The organism is Methylotenera mobilis 13 (assembly GCF_000384255.1).
GTDB classification, from domain to species: Bacteria; Pseudomonadota; Gammaproteobacteria; order Burkholderiales; family Methylophilaceae; genus Methylotenera; species Methylotenera mobilis_B.
This window is the reverse complement of the sequence record NZ_KB913035.1, coordinates 2549599-2570822: the sequence shown is the minus strand read 5'-3', so window position 1 is coordinate 2570822 and position 21224 is coordinate 2549599. Positions and strand designations below refer to the sequence as shown.

Annotated in this window: 19 protein-coding genes; 12 read left to right on the top strand and 7 right to left on the bottom strand. The window is 42.3% G+C overall.

Annotated features, from left to right (window positions below):
* Position 1 precedes the first annotated feature (1 nt).
* Positions 2-289, bottom strand: coding sequence for a co-chaperone GroES (locus tag A391_RS0112255; protein WP_015831377.1), 288 nt, complete (start codon positions 287-289; stop codon positions 2-4).
* Between the two features lie 162 nt (positions 290-451).
* Between A391_RS0112255 and A391_RS0112250 the strand changes: the two genes are divergently transcribed.
* The 3 genes from A391_RS0112250 (at position 452) to A391_RS0112240 (ending at position 3831) form a co-directional block, all read left to right on the top strand.
* Positions 452-1522: an aldo/keto reductase gene (locus A391_RS0112250; RefSeq protein WP_019899657.1), complete on the top strand. Its 1071-nt coding sequence runs from the start codon at positions 452-454 to the stop codon at positions 1520-1522.
* Positions 1523-1711: 189 nt separating this feature from the next.
* Positions 1712-2053 (top strand): zinc ribbon domain-containing protein YjdM, encoded by a 342-nt coding sequence (locus A391_RS0112245; RefSeq protein WP_019899656.1) that lies wholly within the window; start codon positions 1712-1714, stop codon positions 2051-2053.
* A 161-nt stretch (positions 2054-2214) separates the two neighbouring features.
* A complete protein-coding gene (locus A391_RS0112240; RefSeq protein WP_019899655.1) occupies positions 2215-3831 on the top strand; it encodes a diguanylate cyclase in 1617 nt (538 codons plus the stop codon).
* On the opposite strand, the gene A391_RS0112235 is transcribed toward A391_RS0112240, so the two are convergent.
* A complete protein-coding gene (locus A391_RS0112235; protein WP_019899654.1) occupies positions 3828-5747 on the bottom strand; it encodes a peptidase U32 family protein in 1920 nt (639 codons plus the stop codon). The genes A391_RS0112240 and A391_RS0112235 overlap by 4 nt on opposite strands.
* A 114-nt stretch (positions 5748-5861) precedes the next feature.
* Here A391_RS0112235 and bioA point away from each other — a divergent pair, with 114 nt between their 5' ends.
* From bioA to A391_RS0112215, 4 genes are all read left to right on the top strand, one after another.
* The gene (gene bioA / locus A391_RS0112230) at positions 5862-7187 is read left to right on the top strand and encodes an adenosylmethionine--8-amino-7-oxononanoate transaminase (RefSeq protein ID WP_019899653.1); all 1326 of its coding nucleotides are present in this window, start codon (positions 5862-5864) and stop codon (positions 7185-7187) included.
* Positions 7184-8587: a D-alanyl-D-alanine carboxypeptidase/D-alanyl-D-alanine endopeptidase gene (gene dacB / locus A391_RS0112225; protein ID WP_019899652.1), complete on the top strand. Its 1404-nt coding sequence runs from the start codon at positions 7184-7186 to the stop codon at positions 8585-8587. Before bioA ends, dacB begins: the two co-directional genes overlap by 4 nt.
* Before the next feature lie 108 nt (positions 8588-8695).
* The gene (locus tag A391_RS14020) at positions 8696-9169 is read left to right on the top strand and encodes an FKBP-type peptidyl-prolyl cis-trans isomerase (RefSeq protein WP_019899650.1); all 474 of its coding nucleotides are present in this window, start codon (positions 8696-8698) and stop codon (positions 9167-9169) included.
* A 188-nt stretch (positions 9170-9357) separates the two neighbouring features.
* The gene (locus A391_RS0112215; RefSeq protein WP_019899648.1) at positions 9358-9786 is read left to right on the top strand and encodes an OsmC family protein; all 429 of its coding nucleotides are present in this window, start codon (positions 9358-9360) and stop codon (positions 9784-9786) included.
* A 133-nt stretch (positions 9787-9919) separates the two neighbouring features.
* Here the strand turns inward: A391_RS0112215 and A391_RS0112210 are convergent, their stop codons facing one another.
* Entirely contained in the window at positions 9920-10816 is an 897-nt protein-coding gene (locus A391_RS0112210; RefSeq protein ID WP_019899646.1) for a LysR family transcriptional regulator, read from the bottom strand.
* Between the two features lie 246 nt (positions 10817-11062).
* Here A391_RS0112210 and A391_RS0112205 point away from each other — a divergent pair, with 246 nt between their 5' ends.
* From A391_RS0112205 to A391_RS0112185, 5 genes are read left to right on the top strand one after another with little or no spacing between them, the layout of a single operon-like run.
* On the top strand, positions 11063-12070 hold the full coding sequence (locus tag A391_RS0112205) for a sodium-dependent bicarbonate transport family permease (protein ID WP_051089078.1): 1008 nt from the start codon (positions 11063-11065) through the stop codon (positions 12068-12070).
* Between the two features lie 12 nt (positions 12071-12082).
* Entirely contained in the window at positions 12083-12376 is a 294-nt protein-coding gene (locus A391_RS0112200) for a P-II family nitrogen regulator (protein ID WP_019899643.1), read from the top strand.
* A gap of 17 nt (positions 12377-12393) precedes the next feature.
* Positions 12394-14055, top strand: a complete 1662-nt coding sequence (locus A391_RS0112195; protein ID WP_019899641.1) for an ATP-binding cassette domain-containing protein — start codon at positions 12394-12396, stop codon at positions 14053-14055.
* Positions 14052-15368: an HlyD family secretion protein gene (locus A391_RS0112190; RefSeq protein WP_019899640.1), complete on the top strand. Its 1317-nt coding sequence runs from the start codon at positions 14052-14054 to the stop codon at positions 15366-15368. Before A391_RS0112195 ends, A391_RS0112190 begins: the two co-directional genes overlap by 4 nt.
* Positions 15365-17170, top strand: coding sequence for a TolC family protein (locus A391_RS0112185; RefSeq protein ID WP_019899639.1), 1806 nt, complete (start codon positions 15365-15367; stop codon positions 17168-17170). The genes A391_RS0112190 and A391_RS0112185 overlap by 4 nt, the downstream gene beginning before the upstream one ends.
* 181 nt (positions 17171-17351) lie before the next feature.
* On the opposite strand, the gene A391_RS0112180 is transcribed toward A391_RS0112185, so the two are convergent.
* The 4 genes from A391_RS0112180 to A391_RS0112160 all read right to left on the bottom strand — a co-directional run bounded on the left by A391_RS0112180 (position 17352) and on the right by A391_RS0112160 (position 21202).
* Complete coding sequence (locus A391_RS0112180; protein ID WP_019899638.1) at positions 17352-17669, bottom strand: DUF2322 family protein; 318 nt, start codon at positions 17667-17669, stop codon at positions 17352-17354.
* Positions 17670-17688: 19 nt separating this feature from the next.
* Entirely contained in the window at positions 17689-18324 is a 636-nt protein-coding gene (coq7, locus tag A391_RS0112175) for a 2-polyprenyl-3-methyl-6-methoxy-1,4-benzoquinone monooxygenase (protein ID WP_036317295.1), read from the bottom strand.
* Positions 18325-18441: 117 nt separating this feature from the next.
* The gene (locus tag A391_RS0112165; RefSeq protein ID WP_019899635.1) at positions 18442-19632 is read right to left on the bottom strand and encodes a (Fe-S)-binding protein; all 1191 of its coding nucleotides are present in this window, start codon (positions 19630-19632) and stop codon (positions 18442-18444) included.
* A 124-nt stretch (positions 19633-19756) separates the two neighbouring features.
* Positions 19757-21202, bottom strand: a complete 1446-nt coding sequence (locus A391_RS0112160; protein ID WP_019899634.1) for a S41 family peptidase — start codon at positions 21200-21202, stop codon at positions 19757-19759.
* Between the last annotated feature and the right edge of the window lie 22 nt (positions 21203-21224).

The window sequence follows — 21224 nt, the reverse complement described above, 5'->3', positions numbered from 1 at the left end:
ATTACTCAACGATCGCCATGATGTCTTCTTCGCGCATTACTAGTAGCTCTTCACCGTCAACTTTAACAGTTTGGCCTGCATATTTGCCGAAAAGCACTTTGTCGCCTACTTTAACGTCAAGGGCAATTACTTTGCCGCTTTCATCGCGCTTGCCAGAACCTACAGCTTGAATCACGCCTTGGTCTGGTTTTTCTGTGGCAGAATCTGGAATCACAATGCCAGATGCGGTTGTACGCTCTTCTTCTGAACGTTTAACAATAACGCGATCGTGTAAAGGACGAATTTTCATACGGTTTCTCCTGATTAAGTCTTAAAATATACATCTAAATATTGAATTGCATGGGTAATGCGGTATTTTAGCACTCGCACACCTTGATTGCTAATTTGGGGCACTAAAAATTAATTTCAAGTGCTGATGCTGATATTTTTTTAAAATAAATGAGGTTGTACGGTGGAATTTACTAAGTTAGGAAACTCAGCGCTTAATGTCTCTAAAGTTTGTTTAGGTACCATGACGTATGGTGACCAAAACACTGAAGCTGAGGCGCACGAGCAATTAGATTATGCGTTGGCGCGCGGCATTAATTTTATTGATACGGCTGAAATGTACCCAGTGCCGCCAAAGGCTGATACTTATACCCGTACTGAGTCTATGGTGGGTACTTGGCTTAAGAAGCAGCCACGAGACAAGATTATTTTGGCGGGTAAAGTTTCAGGGCCACGCCGTGGTTTGGATTGGATTCGTGGCGGCCCACCATCGCTAGACCGTGCCAATATTCGCGCAGCGATTGAAGGCTCGTTGCAGCGTTTGCAGACTGATTATATCGATTTATACCAATTGCATTGGCCAGAGCGCAATGTGCCGATGTTTGGGCAATATCAGTTTGACCCTGCGGGTGAGTTTGAATCTGGCGTTTATCAGCAAGGCGAAGAAAAAGCATGGGTATCAATACAAAACCAACTGGAAACACTGGCTGAGTTGGTTCAAGAGGGTAAGGTGCGTTATGTCGGGTTATCGAATGAGCAACCATGGGGCGTGATGGAGTTTGTCCGTATCGCTAAAGCTTACAATCTGCCACACATTGCCAGTGTGCAAAACTGCTATAACCTGATTAACCGCGGCATGGAGTTTGGCATGGCGGAAGTGCTCTATCGCGAGCAAGTAGGTTTGCTGGCTTATTCACCGTTGGCGTTTGGGCACCTGACTGCAAAATACATTGATAACCCTGAGGCAAAAGGGCGCGTCACGATGTTTTTAGGCTATGCGCAGCGCTACAAAAAGCCAGGTGTATTTCCTGCGAGTGCTGCCTATGCCAAGCTGGCTAGGGCACATGGATTGACACCTACACAATTAGCATTGAGCTTTGTGTATCACCGCTGGTTTGTGAGCAGTACGATTATTGGTGCGACTACGATGACGCAATTAAAAGAAAATATTGATGCGTGGGATACGCGGTTATCGCCAGAAGTAATGCAGGAGATTGAGCATTTACATTTGACAATGATGAATCCTGCGCCTTAGTGATAAAACAAAACGATATAGATGATTGTTTAAAATAGCATGCTTGTATCACCATGCTTAATATAACCATATTTGAAATAATGTCTTTCTAATAAGGTGTTGCCTAGATTACAATCATGGCATTGTTCACACCACTACGTGTGAACCATCAGGTTTGAACCACTATTTAATCGTAAAGAAAGTTTATGTATGTCTCAGCTTCCACCATGTCCTCAATGTAACTCTGAATACACTTATGAAGATGGCGATAGGTACGTTTGTCCAGAGTGTGCGCATGAGTGGTTAATCAATGGTAGCGCCGAGGGCGTGGATGAAGTGCGCGTGATTAAAGATTCAAACGGTAATGTGTTGCAAGACGGAGATACGATTACTGTGATTAAAGACTTGAAAGTCAAAGGTTCTTCATTAGTTGTTAAAGTGGGCACCAAGGTGAAAAACATTCGCCTAGTAGATGGCGACCACGACATTGATTGCAAGATTGACGGTATTGGTGCAATGAAGTTGAAGTCGGAGTTTGTGAAAAAAGCGTAGTGTTTGCTTAATCGTGAGTGTGGTCGCCATTGGTTTTTAAAAGTTGATGGTGATCCATTGATTGTGAAAGTTTTTCGCATACCCAATGGGGCTCTTCAACAAATACTGATTAGTCTGTATATTGTCGTATATCTACCATTAACAAGCAGATACTTCACCAAATGATGCCACGTTTTAATCAACAAAAAATGCGCAATCGTTTTGCTTGTTTAGCCCGTCATCTTTCGATTTTTATCGGTCTTTTTTTATTCATTATCTCGCCATGTCATGCGAGCCCCAACCTCATTATTGGTCAGTGGTATGTCGTTGATCAAACTGCTTCACCTCTTAATGCTTTGCCCTTAACTGGCGGTGATTTTGTATTTAAAGGAACATTACAAGTTGCCCAAGCTGGTGACTACGTGATTGATTTTAAAAATACCAGCACGTTTGCGATGTTTCAACACTCCGTGCGGGATAGTCGGAATGTAGTCGTGGCTGAGTTGCAAGGTGGTATTGGTCGTCAGGACATTAATCCATTTGCTTTAAGGCATGGGCGTGAGGTGCATTTAGAGGCCGGAAATTACACGCTGGAGACTTCGCTTAAAACACCTTATCTAATTGCACAGCCACAGCCTTATTTAGATTCAAAACAACATTACCAACAGGCGATTAAGCTTGGTAATGTGATTGCGATACTTTGCCTCGGCATGCTAGCGGGGCTAATGTCTTATTACATTGTGCTCGGCTTAATCAGACGGCAAATGGTAGATGGTATGTATGCCCTGTTTCTTTTGGGAAACCTATTGATGCAGGGGACGTCGTTATTGGTGTTTTCTGACATATTTGGTATTCATTGGTTTTATTTGAGTGCATTTCCTATTTTATTTTCCAATATCGCTTATGTATTTTTTGTGAAAGGCTTGCTGAGTATACGCAAGCAATACAATCCGAAGCTGTACCGTTGGATTCAATATGCGTTGGTGATCCTCGTTTTGTTTGCCCTATGGGGCATGTTGTCGCCAAACTGGATGATGGAGATGGCGCGTTATGGCGTTGGTATTTTCCTCTGCCTTGGCTTGGCAAGCAGCATTTATCTCAGCAGTAAAAAGAATATGACCGCGCGCTACTACCTGATTGCGATTATTACGTTTTTTGTTTTAGGTAGTTTAACCATTACCGCGCAGAATTCTTCTGAATTTACGCTTTATGTTGAACATATGGGCTTGGTTGCGGTAACAGTAGAAGCGTTGCTGCTGTCGTTTGTACTTAGTTACCAATTTAGTGAGTTATTTAAAGAAAAAGAGCAAGTATTGGCCGCGTTGGGTATGAGTGAAGCGCAAATTAAAATTGATAAATTAACGGGGCTGCCTAATCGGATTGCACTGGAGGCGGCTATTCAGATACTACCTAGAACAGGCAGCATTACCATATTAGATTTAGATCGTCTCAAATACTATAACGATAAATTTGGGCATGCTTATGGGGACAAGTTGTTGTGTGACTTTAGCCATCTTTTGCAGGAAAAATTAGATGGCATGGCCACTTTGCATCGTTTAGGTGGGGACGAGTTTGCGATTACCTCAGAGCATGGAGATGCGTTAGTGATTCAAGCGAAGCTGGATGAAACCGTAGCACATTTGCAAGCGAATGGTTTTGAGTTGGCAGGGGTCAGCGCAGGAACAGCCTTCATCCATGAAGAGGTGGATAACTGCAGCGTTGTGATGCACATGGCTGACATGCGTATGTATGAAAACAAGCGCGCCCATAAGCGTGCTCATAATGAGCAATTCTATTAGCGGAACCCCTTAGGGAAAAAGCTTACCGGCTGTGGTGCAGGTATTTGCAAAATATTTTTGCGGATTTTACCCATCACATGCATCTCACATGGCTTGCAATCAAATTTCAATGTGTAACGGTCGTTCCCGTTAATCAGTGTCATTGGCTCTGCGGTGACAGTGCCTTGCACACCAATGACGCCTTTAGCCTCTTTTGGACATAAGCCGTGGCTAAAGCGCAGACAATGCTTGGTAATCATCAGCGGTACTTCATCTAGCTCTTTATTGGCTTCATAGGCCGAGGCAATCATTTTTACGCCGTGTTTTTCATAAAACTGACGTGCTTTTTTGTTGTATACATTAGCAAGGTAGCTCAATGTGTCTTCAGGAAAAATCGCAGGCGGTTGCGCTGCCTCGCGACGCGGTGGGCGTTGGTAGCCTAAATCACGGGTTTGCTGTAACTGCTCGATTGCATCACGTCGTAAATTATTAATAATCGAGGCAGGGATAAACCAGGTTTGAGCCGTGCTAATCTGAATCTCTTGGGCGGTAAAGTCTGTGCCGCCTAATTTACTTAAGTTTTCACGCAGGCTAGTTTCCGCTTTTTCCAGATGTTGTGCACTTTGTTTTTCAGCTTCACAGGTGGCGGTTGCACTAAAGCCGTTTTCATCGGTAATGGTTAATGCAAAACCATTAGCAGTTTCGTAAAAATTCATATCAATCACAATTTTGCGCTGTGCTGAGTCTTTTTCTAGCAGGCGCATAAAGGCGTGGTCGCGATTGCGGTAAACGATGGTGTTGCGTCTGATGTCTGCAGGCATTTCGTTGGGGTATAGTCTTTTGCCTTCTACCGTGTTAACGCGTAGGCCGACTAGTTCTTTATGTACATCAAAGAAGCATACGCCGTCGCCATTGTGTAGCTCGATATTGGTGTCCACTTCAAAGTAATTGTTACCAACTTTGGTGACTTTGCCCAATGCTTCGCCAGAGAATTTAGGCGTGTCAAACGCACCAATATCGGCTTGGCGTCCGTTTACAAAGTAGTCGGTTGCACTGCGGTTAAAGGTTTTTTCTGGTTGCGGTGTGAATGTGTAAGTGGCGTGGCCTGACGATGATTTTGCCAGCTCTGGTCTGTCGTTCAGGATTTCATCAATCAACTCACGGTAATGAGCAGTGGCGTTTTTTACATAGGGTAAATCTTTGTAACGGCCTTCAATTTTAAATGAGCTAACGCCAGCCTCAATCAATGCAAGCAAGTTGGCACTTTGGTCGTTATCTTTCATGGATAAAAAGTGCTTATCCTTACCAATAATCCGACCTTTTTGATCTTCTAGTGTAAAGGGTAGGCGGCATTCTTGAGAACATTCGCCGCGATTCGCGCTACGTCCAGTGTGTGCATGACTGATAAAACATTGACCACTGAAGGCTACGCATAGTGCACCGTGGATGAAAAATTCCAAGTTACATGAGGTAGCATCAGCGATTTTTTTGATAGTGTTTAAATCAAGCTCGCGCGCGAGTACGATTTGTGAAAAGCCAACTTGATCGAGAAACACCGCTTTTTCTACGGTACGAATATCGGTCTGTGTACTGGCGTGTAGCTGTATCGGTGGTAAATCCATTTCCAGCAGGCCCATATCTTGCACGATGAGTGCGTCTACTTCAGCGTCGTAAAGCTGGTGCACAAGCTCACGTGCACCCTCAAGCTCGTTATCATGAAAAATGGTGTTGAGTGCCACGAACACCTCAGCATGGTAGCGATGTGCGTGTTTCACTAAGCGTGCAATGTCAGCAATGGTGTTAGGCGCTTTAGCGCGCGCACCAAAGGCTGGGCCGCCAATATACACCGCATCTGCGCCATGATTAATGGCTTCAATGCCAAAATCAGCATTTTTTGCAGGAGCGAGCAGTTCTAAATGGCGACGAGTTTTTTGCATGGGACTTATTTGCTTAGGTGATCAAGGTTGAATTTTAGACTAAACAACAGCTTATGACGACATTTGATTTTTGAGCAAGTGAAAAACCTCGCACAATTATCGTACAATTCAACCATGAGTAATCAAGATCTATTAAAACGCAGTATGCAATCTGTATGGCACCCATGCACGCAGATGAAGCAACATGAATCTTTCCCGTTAACGCCTATCCATAAAGGTGAAGGTGTCTGGCTTTATGATGCAGATGGTAACAAGTATTTAGATACTGTTAGTTCATGGTGGGTGAATCTGTTTGGGCATAATAACCCGCATATCAAAGATGCCATCAAACAACAGCTTGATACTTTAGAACACGTCATGTTGGCTGGCTTTACGCATGAGCCTGTGATTAGTCTTTCAGAGAGGTTAGCTACACTCACAGGTCTTGGCCATGCGTTTTACGCAAGTGATGGCGCAAGTGCTACTGAGATTGCGTTAAAGATGAGCTTTCACTATTGGCGCAATATTGGCCAGCCTAATAAGTCCAAATTTATTAGCCTACAAAATAGTTACCACGGTGAAACGCTAGGCGCGTTAAGTGTCACTGACGTTGCTATATTTAAAGATACATACGCACCTTTGTTAAGGCAATCTGCACAAATGCCTAGCCCCGATTTTAGGTTGGCCGAAGTAGGCGAAAGTGCAGAAGATTACGCGCTGCGTTGTGCCGAGCAACTGAAAAGCTATATTGCTCAGCATCATACAGAGTTGGCGGCCTTTATTATTGAGCCACTGGTACAGTGTGCCGCCGGCATGGCGATGTACCACCCGATTTACCTTGCTCAAGCACGCGAAATTTGTACGCAATATCAGGTACATTTAATTGTGGATGAGATTGCTGTAGGGTTTGGCCGTACTGGTTCGATGTTTGCGAGCGAGCAAGCAAAAACTGAGGGATGCAAAGTCAGTGATATCGCTGATTTCGTCTGCCTCTCTAAAGGCATTACTGGCGGATATTTACCGTTATCGGCAGTGCTAACGACCGATACTGTTTATCAAGCGTTTTATGATGACAGTACGGTGCGTGGTTTTTTACATAGCCATAGTTACACGGGTAATCCACTAGCCTGTAGTGCGGCATTAGCGACCTTAGATATTTTTGAGTCAGAACATATCGTACAGAAAAATCTTGATAAATCTGCGTTGATTTTGAAAGAGATGCGAGTGCTTACTCACCTGCCGATTCAACATTTGCGTCATCAAGGGATGATTTTTGCGTTTGATGTGGTAACGGATAACGCGCAGTTTTCAAAGCAATGTTACCAAGTGGCAATGCAGCGAGGATTGCTATTACGACCCATAGGCAACACGGTTTACTTTATGCCGCCTTACACCATTAATGAAGCTGAAATTGAGTTCATGGTGGGTCAAACCAATGCAGTGATTCAGAGCATTCTATGAAAAAATTCGCATTATTTCTTGGGTTGACCTGGTATTGCTTGCAAGCGCAAGCTGAACTGCCCGCACCCGTTGCCAATGCGCTTAAGGAAGCGGGTGTCTCTCAGCAAAACGTGTCTGTTTACGTGCAAGCGGTGGATAGTAATGTCGCCATCTTAAAACACAATGCAGATAAAAGTATGAATCCTGCATCGGTCATGAAAATGGTCACCACCAATGCTGCGCTTGATTTGCTTACTCCTGCTTATCGTTGGAAGACGGCGTTGTACCATGATGGGACCATTAAAAATTGGGTGCTAAATGGCAATTTGATGATTAAAGGCTATGGTGACCCTAGCTTTAAAGCGCAGGATTTTTGGCGATTATTAATGAGCTTAAGGCAAGCAGGTGTTAAGAAAATTAACGGTGACTTAATTATCGATAAAACTTACTTTGCTGATGATGTTGATAATGGCATTAGTTTTGATGAGGAAAAATGGCGTGCTTATAACGCAAAGCCAAGTGCATTTTCTGTGAATGGCCGTAGTACCAGTTTTAGGTTTAGCGCGAACGATGATGTGGTGAATGTGAATCAGGAGTTTGAATTACCTGAGGTGACAATTGTTAACAAGATGAAAGCGGTTAACGGTGATTGTGGAAATTGGCGTAGCAGGATGAACTATGACGTTCAGATGAACACCAATACAGCAGTGGTCACTTTTAATGGTGTGTATGCACCCGATTGTGGCGAGCGGTTCTTAGAGCTTAGTTTGTTTGATGATGCGCAATATGCGTTTTTTACCTTTAAAAAAATATGGCGCGACTTAGGTGGGGAATTTACAGGCACATTGAAGCGTCAGCCAGTTCCCAGCACTGCTCATCAATTGTTAGAGCAGTTCTCAGAGCCATTGGGCAGTGTAGTGCGCGATATCAATAAATGGAGTAATAACCTGATGGCACGGCAATTATTGCTGACCATCGCCGCAGAAAAAGTAAGCACACCTGCTACTGTCGCCAAAGGCGTGATGGCGATTAAAAGCTGGCTGTCAGCAAGTGGGATAAACACCAATGGATTAGTGCTTGAGAATGGCTCCGGATTATCTCGTATAGAACGGATTAGTGCAGAGCAGTTAGGTAAGGTGTTAGTAGGTGCTTACTTAAGTCCGGTGATGCCTGAATTCATGGCGTCTATGCCGATTTTGTCGTTAGATGGCACTGTGAAACAACGCTTGCAAGATAGTGCATCGAATGGACGTGCTCATCTTAAAACTGGCTCCATTAATGGCGTAAGTGCAATCGCAGGGTATGTGTTAGATGCAAACGGGCATCGCCATGTGATGGTGATGTTAGTGAATCATGCGAATGCGGGTGCCAGCCGAGATGCGCAAGATGCCTTGGTGGAGTGGGTGCATCAATTGCCTTGAGTTGACGCCTGAGAGGTTAACGTCGGGTGCAAAATTGAAGTATGATTATGCATTAAGTCTTTCTAATTTAGATACAGTTAATTTAAATACAACGCTACAGGACATAGAATGAAATTTTTAGGATCATTACTCGCAGGGCTTTGCTTGTTAAGCTTAAGTGCCTGCCAAGCTGAGCCAAATCAGTCAGCATCAGATAAATCAACAGTAAAGGAAGTAAAAGCGATGTCAGAGCAAGTGAAAGCGTTACAAAAGATTGATACATTAGTCGGTGAAGGCCGTGAAGCTGAGCCTGGCTTTAATGTGACTGTGCATTACACTGGTTGGCTCTATGATCCATCTGCTCAAGATGGTAAGGGTAAAAAGTTTGATAGCAGTGTAGACCGTAAAGAACCATTTGTATTTTTCTTAGGTGGTGGTCAAGTGATTCAGGGTTGGGATGAAGGTTTTGCTGGCATGAAAATCGGTGGTAAACGTACCTTGATTATCCCTTCAGAAATGGGCTACGGCGCACGTGGTGCTGGCGGAGTGATTCCTCCTAATGCGGACTTGATTTTTGACGTGGAGTTATTAGGCGTTAAATAAAAATGTACTTTTGCGGGCATCTGCTGTGCAGATTGCCTGCTTAAGCCATCTCGTCATCATAAGGCTTACTCACAAAAAATAATGCCTGACATCTATATGAATGCTGCGCCTTATTTTTCATTCTCGCCTTGTCTGATTGATGGTGATGCCCTTTACGGGTAGCAATTTACATTTTTGGGAGAAGTGAAGTGAAAGTTAGAGTTAAGTGGATAGACGGCGTCAGTTTTGTGGGCGAGTCTGAGACTGGTCATGCGGTTGTACTAGATGGTGCGCCTGAAAACGGAGGCCGTAACATTGGCATGCGTCCGATGGAAATGCTGTTAATCGGCATGGGTGGTTGCACTTCATTTGATGTGGTGGCTATTCTGAAAAAAGCACGTCAGCCAATTTTTGATTGCGTTGCCGAAATTGATGCAACACGGGCTGATGAGATTCCAAAAGTATTTACCAAGATTCACGTGCACTTTGTGATTACTGGCGATCATTTAAACCCTGTGCAAGTTGAGCGTGCGGTTAAATTATCTGCTGAAAAATATTGTTCAGCTTCTATTATGTTAAGCAAAAGCGTAGAAATCACGCATGACTTTGAAATTAAACCATTGACGCTGGAAGCATAGGCTCTAGTGAATTGTAAGCATAAGCCACGTGATCATTAGGTGGTAGTTGGCATGATAAAAAAAGGATGATATTTTCATCCTTTTTTTATACTCGTTGAAACTCGCTGTATTCATGACTTTTTAGACCATTGTTTTATAAAGCGTTGTTTTGCTGTAAAGCAAAATCTTTAATGAGCTCAGACACAAGCTTGTTAGCTAAATGCTTTTTTACAGTAACTGCATAAAAGTTTTCATTGATATTTGGTAATGTCATATAAGCAGTTAAAGTGCCAGCAGAGATTTCATCTTTCACTACCACGTCAGGCATCACTGCAAGTGCATTGCTGTCCCTAGCTAGTAGCCTAAGCATCGCCATATCGTCCGCCTCTCCAACAACATTAGGTTGAAATTGATATTGTGCGCATAGCCCATCAAACGCTGATCTGATCGGTGTCCCTGGTGCTGGTAATATCCAATCTAAAGACTTGTAGTCGTCATTAAACTTTTTACTTAGTTTAAGCCCAGGAGCTCCTATCACGGAGATAGGCTGCTGTACTAGCAACTGACATTGCCAAAGTTGCTTATTTGTACCCCTCACTTCGATATTGGTGAGCACCAAATCAAACTGATGATTTGCAAGTTCGGTTAATAAGTTTGTTTGCCCGCGCGCCGCGATGTTTAATTTTACTTTTGGATTGTTCATCAATGGCTTAACGAACACCTCAACAAAGTTACGAGACATTGTTGATAACATCCCTATTTTAAGCGTCTGGCTTTCTTTATGCAGACCATTTTTAAGCATGGCCTCTAATTCGTCACCTATATTAAATATAGATTCAGCATAAGAGAACGTGATATTTCCGGCATCAGTCAATAATAACTTTCGATTCTGCCTTGTAAATAGCTGGTTTCCGATACTTTCCTCTAAAAGTTTAATTTGAACAGACAATGCAGACTGCGAAACATGCAGCGCCTCAGCCGCTTTTGTCAGATTGCCAATCTTGGCGACATGCCAGAAGTAATTTAAGTGGTGGTAGTTAAGTTTTGCCATATTTCAACACGCAGAAATTAATTAAAAATATTTCTCATCATTAAACTAATGTGAGAGCGCAATACAAAACAAACGTGACTTTCTTATTATTTGAAATGACTATTGACAAGATAGTGGTGTTAGATGAAGTCAATAATTAATTTTCATTTGCATACTGGGCTTGCAAAGTCAGTATTTTATCATTCTGTATTATAGAACTATTAAATACAAAAAATATATTATACAGAACAATTAACATCGGTGAAAATGGCGACTATTACAAATAGGGACTATCAATTGAACAGTTTTCAAAGTTTGTTAACGCCGTCTATCATGTTTTTTGCTTTAGGTTTTGTTGCGCAATTAATTAAGTCTGATTTAAAGCTTCCTGTCGAACTGACAAAGTCAATTACGATTTATTTGTTAATCAGTGTTGGAATACACGGTGGAATAGAACTTTCACATGCAACATTTTTGGATGCTGTGCCCTCAATATTCACCGCAGTAGCACTTGGGGTGTTATTGCCTATTATTGCTTATCTGATTATTAATAAAGTTGGGAAAATTGACCATTTAAATGCAGTTGCTATCGCTACACATTATGGCTCGGTGAGCGCGGGTACATTCCTAACGGCGATTGCATTTTTGGAGGCGCTTCATATAGATTTCGAAAAGTATCCAATTATTATGTTGGCTATTATGGAGTCCCCTGCAATTTTAGTGGGGTTGGTAATGGCGTCATATTTAAGAGGAAAGCATTTAAATAACTCTGGGGCTATACAGTCGAATAAGTCTGAATTAATTAAAGAGGCTTTTACTAATGGAAGTATTGTACTTTTAATGGGTGGTTTGCTGATAGGAGATATTGCAACAGAAAAAAGTATAAAAACTATCCTACCTTTCTTTGATCACTTGTTTATGGGTGTTTTATGTGTATTTTTATTATCCATGGGTATGGAGGCTGGAAAGAAAATAAGTGACTTTAAAGTTGCAGGTAAGTTTTTAATTTGCTTTGGTGCACTCATGCCATTAATTTCTGGGTTAATAGGCGTGATGATAGGGGCCTACTTGTTAAATTTTAGCGTTGGCGGCTCAACCCTTGTGGGTGTGTTGGCGGCAAGCGCATCCTATATTGCAGTGCCACCAGCGATGAGGATGGCAATACCAGAGGCAAATCCTTCTATTTATTTAACGTTAGCTTTAGGGATTACCTTTCCATTTAACGTTCTTTTTGGAATCCCACTTTATTATAGTTTCGCTAACTTTTTACTTTAAGGTTGTTTTATCATGTTTAGTGTTAAAAGAATTGAGCTTGTCATTGAAGCTGTTGAAAAGCAAAGAGTGATTTCCACCTTAAAAGCTGTCAATATATTCAACTACACCATATACAACCATGTGGGCGGATATGGTGAGAGGGGGGCAAGAGGTGACTTGGCATTCGGTGAAAAGTTTGAAAACGTGACGTTTGTGATTGCTTGCCCAGAAAATCGGCTAACTACGATCATTGAGTCACTACGCCCCATATTGAAAAGTTATGGTGGGATGTGTTTAGTATCAGATGCTCAATGGATAATACATTAATTAATTAAGTGAGCTGCATGGAAAATAACACCAATAAGAAAAAACCAATACAAAGGTTATTTGATCTTTTATCTCTAGAGAGAAAAGACATTAACCTACTTGTTGTGCTCACTTTTGGGTACGGAGTGCTTGGTATCGCAACGCCAATTGCAGTGCAGGCACTTGTCAACATAGTCACGATGGGTGGGCTTTTACAGCCACTTTTTGTGGTGTCGTTAATATTGTTTGTGTTGCTGCTGTTGTCTGGTGCACTCTATGTGTTTGAAGCCTATGTGGTAGAGCTCATACAGAGAAGATTGTTTGTGAGAACTGCAATCAATGCCGCTAAAAATGGTCAGGGTGTTGATGCGTCGGTGTATGACAACAGTAACCCAGTTGAACTAATGAATCGATTTTTTGATATCAGCACGGTTCAAAAATCCGCAGCCACACTTCTTACCGTTAGCCTAGCAGCCTTCTTACAAGGCTTTATCGGGAGTGTCATTTTAATTTTTTATAGTCTCTATTTTGCAATCATTGTATTTGTGTTGTTAGCTTTACTGGCATTTATTATTTTTGTATTAGGTAGAAATGGGATTAATACAGCTATCGATGAATCTAAAACAAAGTATGCAACAGCGGCATGGTTGGAAACGATTGCCAGAAATTTTTATGTTTTTAAATTTTTTAATGGATTAGCGCGTGCTAATCGTTTAAGCAATGATTTAGCGAATCTCTACACAAAAAAACGAAAAGAACACTTCAGGACTTTGCTTTTTCAGAATATCGGCGCTGTGACCCTATACGCAATTGTTGGCACATTAATGCTGGCCTTAGGTGGGGGGCTTGTGATTACAGGGCAAATTAATTTAGGCCAATTTGTTGCAGCAGAGCTTATTATATTTGGCGTACTGGCGGCGTTTGTTCGTTTTATCAGCAAGCTTGAGTATTTTTACGATATGTTGGCTGCACTTGATAAGATTGGTTTTTTGGAGGATTTGCCTCAAGAAACTATCGGAACCTATTCTATTCCTACAACTGGTTTAACCGAGGTTGAGGCATTTAATATCTCATTCAACTATTCTCAAAAAATTAAGTTGCTTAAGAACGTAAGTTTTAAACTCAATCAAGGTGAAAGTGTTTCTATTTTAGGTGAGTCTGGTGCAGGCAAAACCACTTTAATCGGCATGCTCACAGGGCTCAGACAACCATCCATTGGTCGCATTGAATTTAATGGAAATGACTTAAGACAACTCAATCAAAACATCCTTAGAAATGCGATTGGTATTGCTGGCAGAGTTGAGGTAATTGAGGGTTCTATTATTGAAAATATTGTGCTCGATAGGGAGCATATTACTTTAAACAATATTAACCAAATCTTAGATGAGTTAGGGTTGTTGGAGGATCTCACTAATTTAGAAAATGGCCTTGATACTCAGCTGACTGCTTTTGGAGCGCCTTTGTCCACAACACAAATTCAACGTTTAATGTTAGCTCGAGCGATTGTCGGTAAACCTAATTTACTGATTATAGATGGCCTATTAGATAATTTAACTAGTCCTGAGTTGGGCTCAGTGCTCAATCTTTTGAAAGTTCATCAGGCAGATTGGATGCTGGTAGTCGCGACTCGTTTTGAACATATCGCGAATCAATTCAATCATACGATTTTATTAAATCAGCAAGATGGTGAACTAGCGTGAGTGCGGATAATAAAGTGTTTAATGATGCCCTAGTAGCAACGGAAACGCCGGAGTTTGTGGTTCGTTATGTGAAAATTCTTGCGATATTGTTTTTTGCTTTGCCGATTATTGCGATGTTTCTTCCTTGGCAACAGAATGTGACGGCGATCGGGAAAGTCACCGCATTTTCGCCATCTGAAAGAGTGCAAACGATTGATGCGCCTGTTAGTGGGGTAATCAGTAAGTGGTATGTTCAAGAAGGTAGCGTTGTTAAAGAAGGGGATGTCTTACTCGAAGTAAGTGATATTGACCCTATGTTCAAAGACAGATTGGAAGCCCAAAGAAACAATCTCCAAACTAAATTAAATGCGAAACAAGATGAGCTGAAGTCCTACCAAATACAGCAACAGAACTTAATGAGCTCGCGGGATGCAAAAATTTCTGCGGCACGATTCAAGTTAGATGTGGCTAATCAAAAAATACTTTCCACGACTGAAGCGATTAGCGCTGCAAAAGCCACAGCTGATGCAGCTGAGTTTCAAAGTAACCGTATGCAACGTTTGTTTGTCGATGGCTTAGTGTCTAAACGTGATTTAGAGGTTGCAGAAAGGGATCTGATTATCGCCCATCGCAATTTAATTAGCGCACAAGCTCAACATAATTCTGCAAAAGCAGAAGCACAGTCAGCCAAAGCCGAAATCCTACAAATACGCGCAGATACTCAGGCATCACTAGATTCTAGTTCGGCTGTCATTAATAAAATCAAAGGGGAGTTGGCTGATAGTCAAAACAGTTTAACAAGCTCAGAAATCAACTTATCACGCCAAAATATGCAGAGAATTGTTGCGCCTAGAGCGGGTACCATCTTTAGGCTCCCAGTTAACTCTCAGTCACAAATGATCTCTCAAGGACAGCCCTTGCTTGTGATATTGCCCGAAACGAATGCAAGGGCGGTAGAGCTTTGGGTAGATGGGCGTGATGCACCTCTTATTACGACGGATACTTCAGTGAGGCTTGAGTTTGAAGGCTGGCCTGCAATTCAAGTGCCAGGATGGGCAAAGATAGGGATTGGTACGTTTTCAGGAAAAGTCTCTTTCGTAGACCCTACAGATAATGGCACAGGTAGTTTTAGAGTCATGGTGGTTCCTGATGAGAACTACCCGGACTGGCCCTCGGCAAGATTTTTAAGGCAGGGGATTAGTGCTAAGGGTTGGATATTATTAGAAAATGTAACGATTGGTTATGAGATATGGCGTTTGCTCAATGGATTCCCGGCAAGAATTCCAGAGCTACAGACGTATCCTAACGAAAAAGTAATGTACGATAAAAAATGACGATGGATGCCAGCAAACATATTCAACTAAGCGCTAGAAATTACTTTCTTTTGAGGTCAGTCATTTTTAGTGTGAGTTTATTAGCTCAACCATTATGCGCAGAAGAGGCTAATCCAAGCTTGATGACAGAAAAAGCTAATCAAAGGTTAAGGTTAGATGAACGACTATCGCTAGATGATTATTCGGTGACTCCTCCAGTCAAACTTAATGATGCTATTCATGAGTACAACGCTAAACGAGAAAAAGCTGCAATTAAACCACTTCAGATAGACATAGGTAAGGCATTGAATGCAGTAGATCATGCAGGAGATACTAGTCAACTTGCTTCAACCATCTCTGGACAGACGACTCAATCACTTACGATTGCAGATGTACGGACCAAAGCCCTTAAAAATAATTTAACTATTAAAGTTGCACAAATAGACCCATTGATTTCAGGCGCAGAAGTGCGTGAGGAGCAAGCAAAGTTCGACAACATTATTTTTGCCTATGCAAAATATGGGGAAATAGACTCTCCCAAAATGTCAGGAGATACCGTCGAGTTTAAGTCTGATAATGCCAGTTTAGATGGTCAGCAAGTAAAGCTTAGTACTGTAGAGCAAGATAAACGAAGCCTTTCACTCGAAGCTGGGATCAGAATACCACTACGCACAGGCGGTTCTGTCACATTAAGCTCTCCGCTAGAAAATAAGTCGAGCAGGGGGCGGTTTGATAGTGATGAGTACAGAAGTGCGATGCGCTTTTCAATGAGTCAACCGTTGCTAAGAAATGCTGGCGTTAAAGTGAATGAAGCTAGCATTCGTATTGCGGAATACTCACAGCAAGCTGTACAGCTTAAAACTAGATTACAATCAATACGAGTGATTGCGATCGTTGATAAAGCTTATTGGGCGTTATATGAGGCATGGGGACAGTTAGATGTAAGGCGACAGCAGTTCGAGTATGCCAATCAAAATCTAAGCATGGTCAAACATCGTGTTCGAGAGGGTTTGAGTGCTGCGGTAGAGATTAATCGTGCAGAAATTGGGGTTGCCGATAGAATGGACGCCTTAATTGTAGCTGAGACCAATCTTAAATTAGCACAGCGCCAATTGCGTTTTTATATGAATGAGATGGCGGAAGATACCATTCAAACCGGTACTTTAGTTCCTGCTACACAGCCTAGTTTGCTTAAATATGATTTTAACCGAAACAAGTTGTTAGACGATGCATTGTCTGGTCGTGTTGAGCTTTTAGAGCAGGAGATTCAATTGGCCGCTGATCTCACCAAAATTGATTATCTTGAGAATCAGACCCTTCCATTATTTAGTTTGGACTATCAATATGGTGCGCTTTCAAATACCAACAGCAATTTTGGGCAGAATTACAGAAACGTCCTGAACGGTGATTTTAATGATTGGTCAATTGGTTTGAAGTTTGAAATGCCGATGACCAACGAAGCAAGAAAAGCACAGCTAGATTACGCTGTACAACAGCGTAATCAGCGTTTAGCGACCAAATCCCTACAAATATTAACGGTAAAAAAAGAAATTTACGATGCCTTAGATTATGTTGACCAAAATTGGCAACGTATTTTAGCTGCTAGACAACAAGTGCTTATCGCAGGTCTTAATTATGAAGCAGAACTCAAACAGTTCAATGAGGGCTTGCGCACGATGACCGAAGTGTTAGAAACGCTTACTCGTCTAGGTGAAGCGCAAGCTAAGGAAGTCCGTGCCATCGCTGACTATCAAGTTGCACTGATTGATACTGCCTATGCGACAGGAACGCTGTTGGGCTACAGTAAGTTAGATTTTAATTAACAAGATTTAAAGTTAACAAAGCCTAGAATTAGCAAGGCATGGAATTAACAAGATCCAGGTGCTGAATTTGTAATAAGTTATGCAGTGTTAGTATAAGGGCCGCAGCAATCAGGTAGCATTGGTCAAACACTCACACGCATCAGCCAAGCAAAAGAATCGTTAAGTGAAAATATAGATTAGTCTATGACTCAATGACTTTCACTGTGAGTGGTTGTTCATCCTCTAAAATATTCAATAATCTATCTACGTTTGGATGCTTGCCAGGGCAGTTCTCAGCATCTTCTGTGTGCTCTGCATATAAGCTTAAGCCTTCTACCGCAGCATCTAAAGAGATTTCGCCATACATACGAGCTAAATGGCTATACACCTTGATTGAACCTTGGCTGCCTGGTTTGTTTTCAATGACGCCTGCTGAGCTGCCGTCTTGGTTGTAAAGCTCGATACGCGCTACGTTTGAGGCATCATCAAGAGTCTGTAGTACGTCGCTAAATTTTTGCATTGTGTAACCTTAAAAATAATTAGATGTGATAAGTTGTGCTGGTCATGAGTTCGGACATCTTTTTCATACAAAATTTAACTGGGAGTGGCAATGCTGCTGCACCTTGTTGTTTTGCATCGTTAGCGTGTTTGGCCTCGTCTGTTTGCATTTGTTCAATAATTTTGCGAGATTTTTCGTCCGCAATAGGTAGTTGATCAAGATGGCTTGCCAAGTGTGCCCCCACCTGTTTTTCAGTTTCTTCTAGAAAGCCTAGGCTCCATTTGTCGCCTAACGCCCCTGCAGCAGCACCAATCGCAAATGAACCAGCATAAAACAGTGGATTGAGCACACTAGTGTGTCCGCCAAGGGCTTCAATACGTGATTCACACCATGCTAAGTGCTCGGTTTCTTCACGTGCAGCTTGCTGCATAGTGATGCTAGTGGCTGCATTTTTTGCAGTCAGTGCTTGGCCGCTATATAGTGCTTGCGCACAGACTTCACCGGTATGGTTAATGCGCATCAGTGCGCTGACGTGCTTCTTTTCTTGTTCATTTAGCAGAGGTTCTTCAAGACCCGCATCAGGGTGTGCACGTTCGCTATGTGGTTTTGCAAACAAGGTGCGTAACCCAGTGTCAAACGCACAAATTAATTTGTCTGTCGTGAGTAATCTGTTCATAAAAGTCATTCTACGCTTAATTGTTCAGGTGAGGCTAGTATTTGGTTGGCGCCTGATTTAGCCGTTTTAATGTTGACGAACCAAGCCTCATCAGGGGTATCAATACTACTTTGGGCGCTATGCATCAAACCCCATTTGCTTTGCAATAATTTCAACTGGGTGCATCACATGCGCACTAACGTGCGCACTCTCCAGACCTCTACTGAGATGCAGGCTGCACCCGATATTAGAGGTGGCAAGTATTGTGACTTGATTGGCCATTATTGCTGCCAGCTTATCGTTAAGTAATTGATTAGCCATTTCAGGTTGTGTCACAGAGTAGGCGCCAGCGCCACCACAACATTGGCTGTTGCCGGGCAGTGCCTGAACGTCTGCACCTGGTATTTTTTTTAGTAGGTCATATACTGCTTTTTGTGCTTTGAGCACATTGCGTAATGAGCATGGGTCTTGTACATAAATGCGCTCTTGAAGTGGCGCAACTTCTGCCTTAGACCAGTCACATGTGACTAAAAAAGTACTGATGTCTTCTATGCGATGTGTGGTGAGATAATCTTTTAAGCCGGCACCACAACCACTTGCGGTGCTGAGTATCGGCATGGCAGTATTAAAACTCTCTGCATTTCTTTTAATCAGCTTGTTCGCTTCAATATCATCGCCAGCTTGTCTGGCAATACTGCCACAGCAAGTTTGTGCATTAGGGATATGCACATCATAGCCAAGGGTATTCAATACATAAATACTCGCCCTGAGTGTGCGGTTGTCAAAAGCGTTAGTGGCACACCCTAAAAACAAACTGACTGCACCTAAACTAACCGCACCTTGGGTAGTTTGAGTTGTTGGGTATATTGATTGCCATACCATCGGCTTTTGAATGGTTGGTAATAGTTTTGCTGCTGGCATCACACGTTTTAACACCCTAATTAAATTCAGTTTTGACATTAACCATAGCGGCCACGTGATGGCCTGACTCAGGTAACGGTGGCGAATAAAAGGTTTTGCTAAAGTCAACCAGAGGCTCTTTTTTTGAATATAAAGCGCACGTGTGGTATCGACTAAGGCGCCATAATTAACACTATTAGGACATGCTGATTCACAACTGCGGCAACTTAAACATAGGTCAATATGCTCTTTAAAGCGGGCGTTGTTAGGCAAAATATCCTGAGATACAGCACGAATCAATTGGATGCGACCACGTGGTGAGTCTGCCTCAGAGCCTGTTTTTCTATAGGTGGGGCAATGCGGTAAACATAACCCACATGCAACGCAGCGGTCAGCTTCAGCGGTTAATTCTTTAAGCGATAACGTCATGGTGTGATTATAATCTTTTTCAATCTCAACATTGACTAAACAGTATAGCGTTGTAAAAAAACCGCCTTAACAATCAAGGCGGTTTGATTTCGAATAAGCACAAAACTTGGTCTTAAGTTTAACCTTACTCAGCTTTAGGTGTTTCTGCTTTCACTGCTGGTGCAGACTGAATCACAGGCAAACCTTTAAGCAGATTCATCGCTTGAGTAAACTGAATGTCATCTTTACTTGCAGGCTCGATAGGTGCGCTAGGTTCTGCAAATTTCTTTTCATTCAACTTCTCTTTTGCTGCTTCTTTTGCAGCGTTTGTTGTATCTGCTGGTTTTTTAGCTTCACCATCTTTAGGGTTCGATAAGTGGCGAGATAAATCCGCCTCGTGAATTGCGCCAGACTGGTCAGTGCCATCCTCAACAATATAGTCAGGCACAATACCTTTTGCCTGAATCGAACGACCTTTAGGCGTAAAGTAACGTGCTGTTGTTAACTTGATCGCAGCACCGTTATTCATTGGCATAATGGTTTGTACTGAGCCTTTACCAAAACTCTGCGTACCCAATACTGCAGCACGTTTGTGGTCTTGTAGTGCGCCGGCCACAATTTCAGAGGCAGATGCTGAACCACTGTTAATTAATACCACCATTGGTACAGTTTTTAAATCTGCTGGTAAGTCACGAATGTAATCATTCGCGGCACCACCACGTACATAGTTTTCTGGCACAGCAGTTAACTGCATTTTAGAGTCAGGTGCACGACCTTCGGTATACACGACTAATTCACCTTTAGGTAGGAAGGCCGCTGATACACCTACAGCACCATTGAGTAAACCACCTGGGTCATTGCGAAGATCTAAAATAAAACCTTTGAAAGCGCCTTTATTTTCGTCATGCATGGTCTTGATGGCTTTTGCAAGATCTTCACCAGTGCGCTCTTGGAATTGCGTAACGCGTGCGTAAGCATAGCCTGGCTCTGTGAGTTTGTATTTCACACTTTTACTTTTGATAATAGCGCGAGTCAGCGTGAATTTAAGCGGTTTAGTCTCAGTTTTACGCACCACTGTTAACACAATTTGGGTGTCTGGTTTGCCGCGCATACGTTTAACTGCGTCATTGAGGGTCATGCCTTTTACTGGTGTGTCATCAAGCTTTACAATCAAGTCGCCGCTTTTTAAGCCAGCGCCATATGCCGGTGAGTCCTCTATTGGTGAGATGACTTTCACTAAGCCATCTTCCATACCCACTTCAATGCCTAATCCACCAAATTCGCCTTGCGTGGCAACTTGCATGTCTTTAAATGCATCTGGATCCATATAAGTTGAGTGAGGATCTAATCCAGTAAGCATGCCGCTAATAGCTTCTGAAATTAATTTTTTGTCTTCAACAGGTTCAACATAATCAGTTTTAATTTTGCCAAACACTTCGGCAAAAGCACGCAGGTCATCTAGCGGCAGTTGTGGTTTAACCATTTTCTCTGCGACGGCAGAGTAGGTTAGGCTTAGCATTAGACCAAGTATTAAACCTGAGCCCACTAGCCCAATTTTTGTAAACCGGTGATGTTTATTATTTACTTGCATGAATGTAAGGTGTCCTAACAAA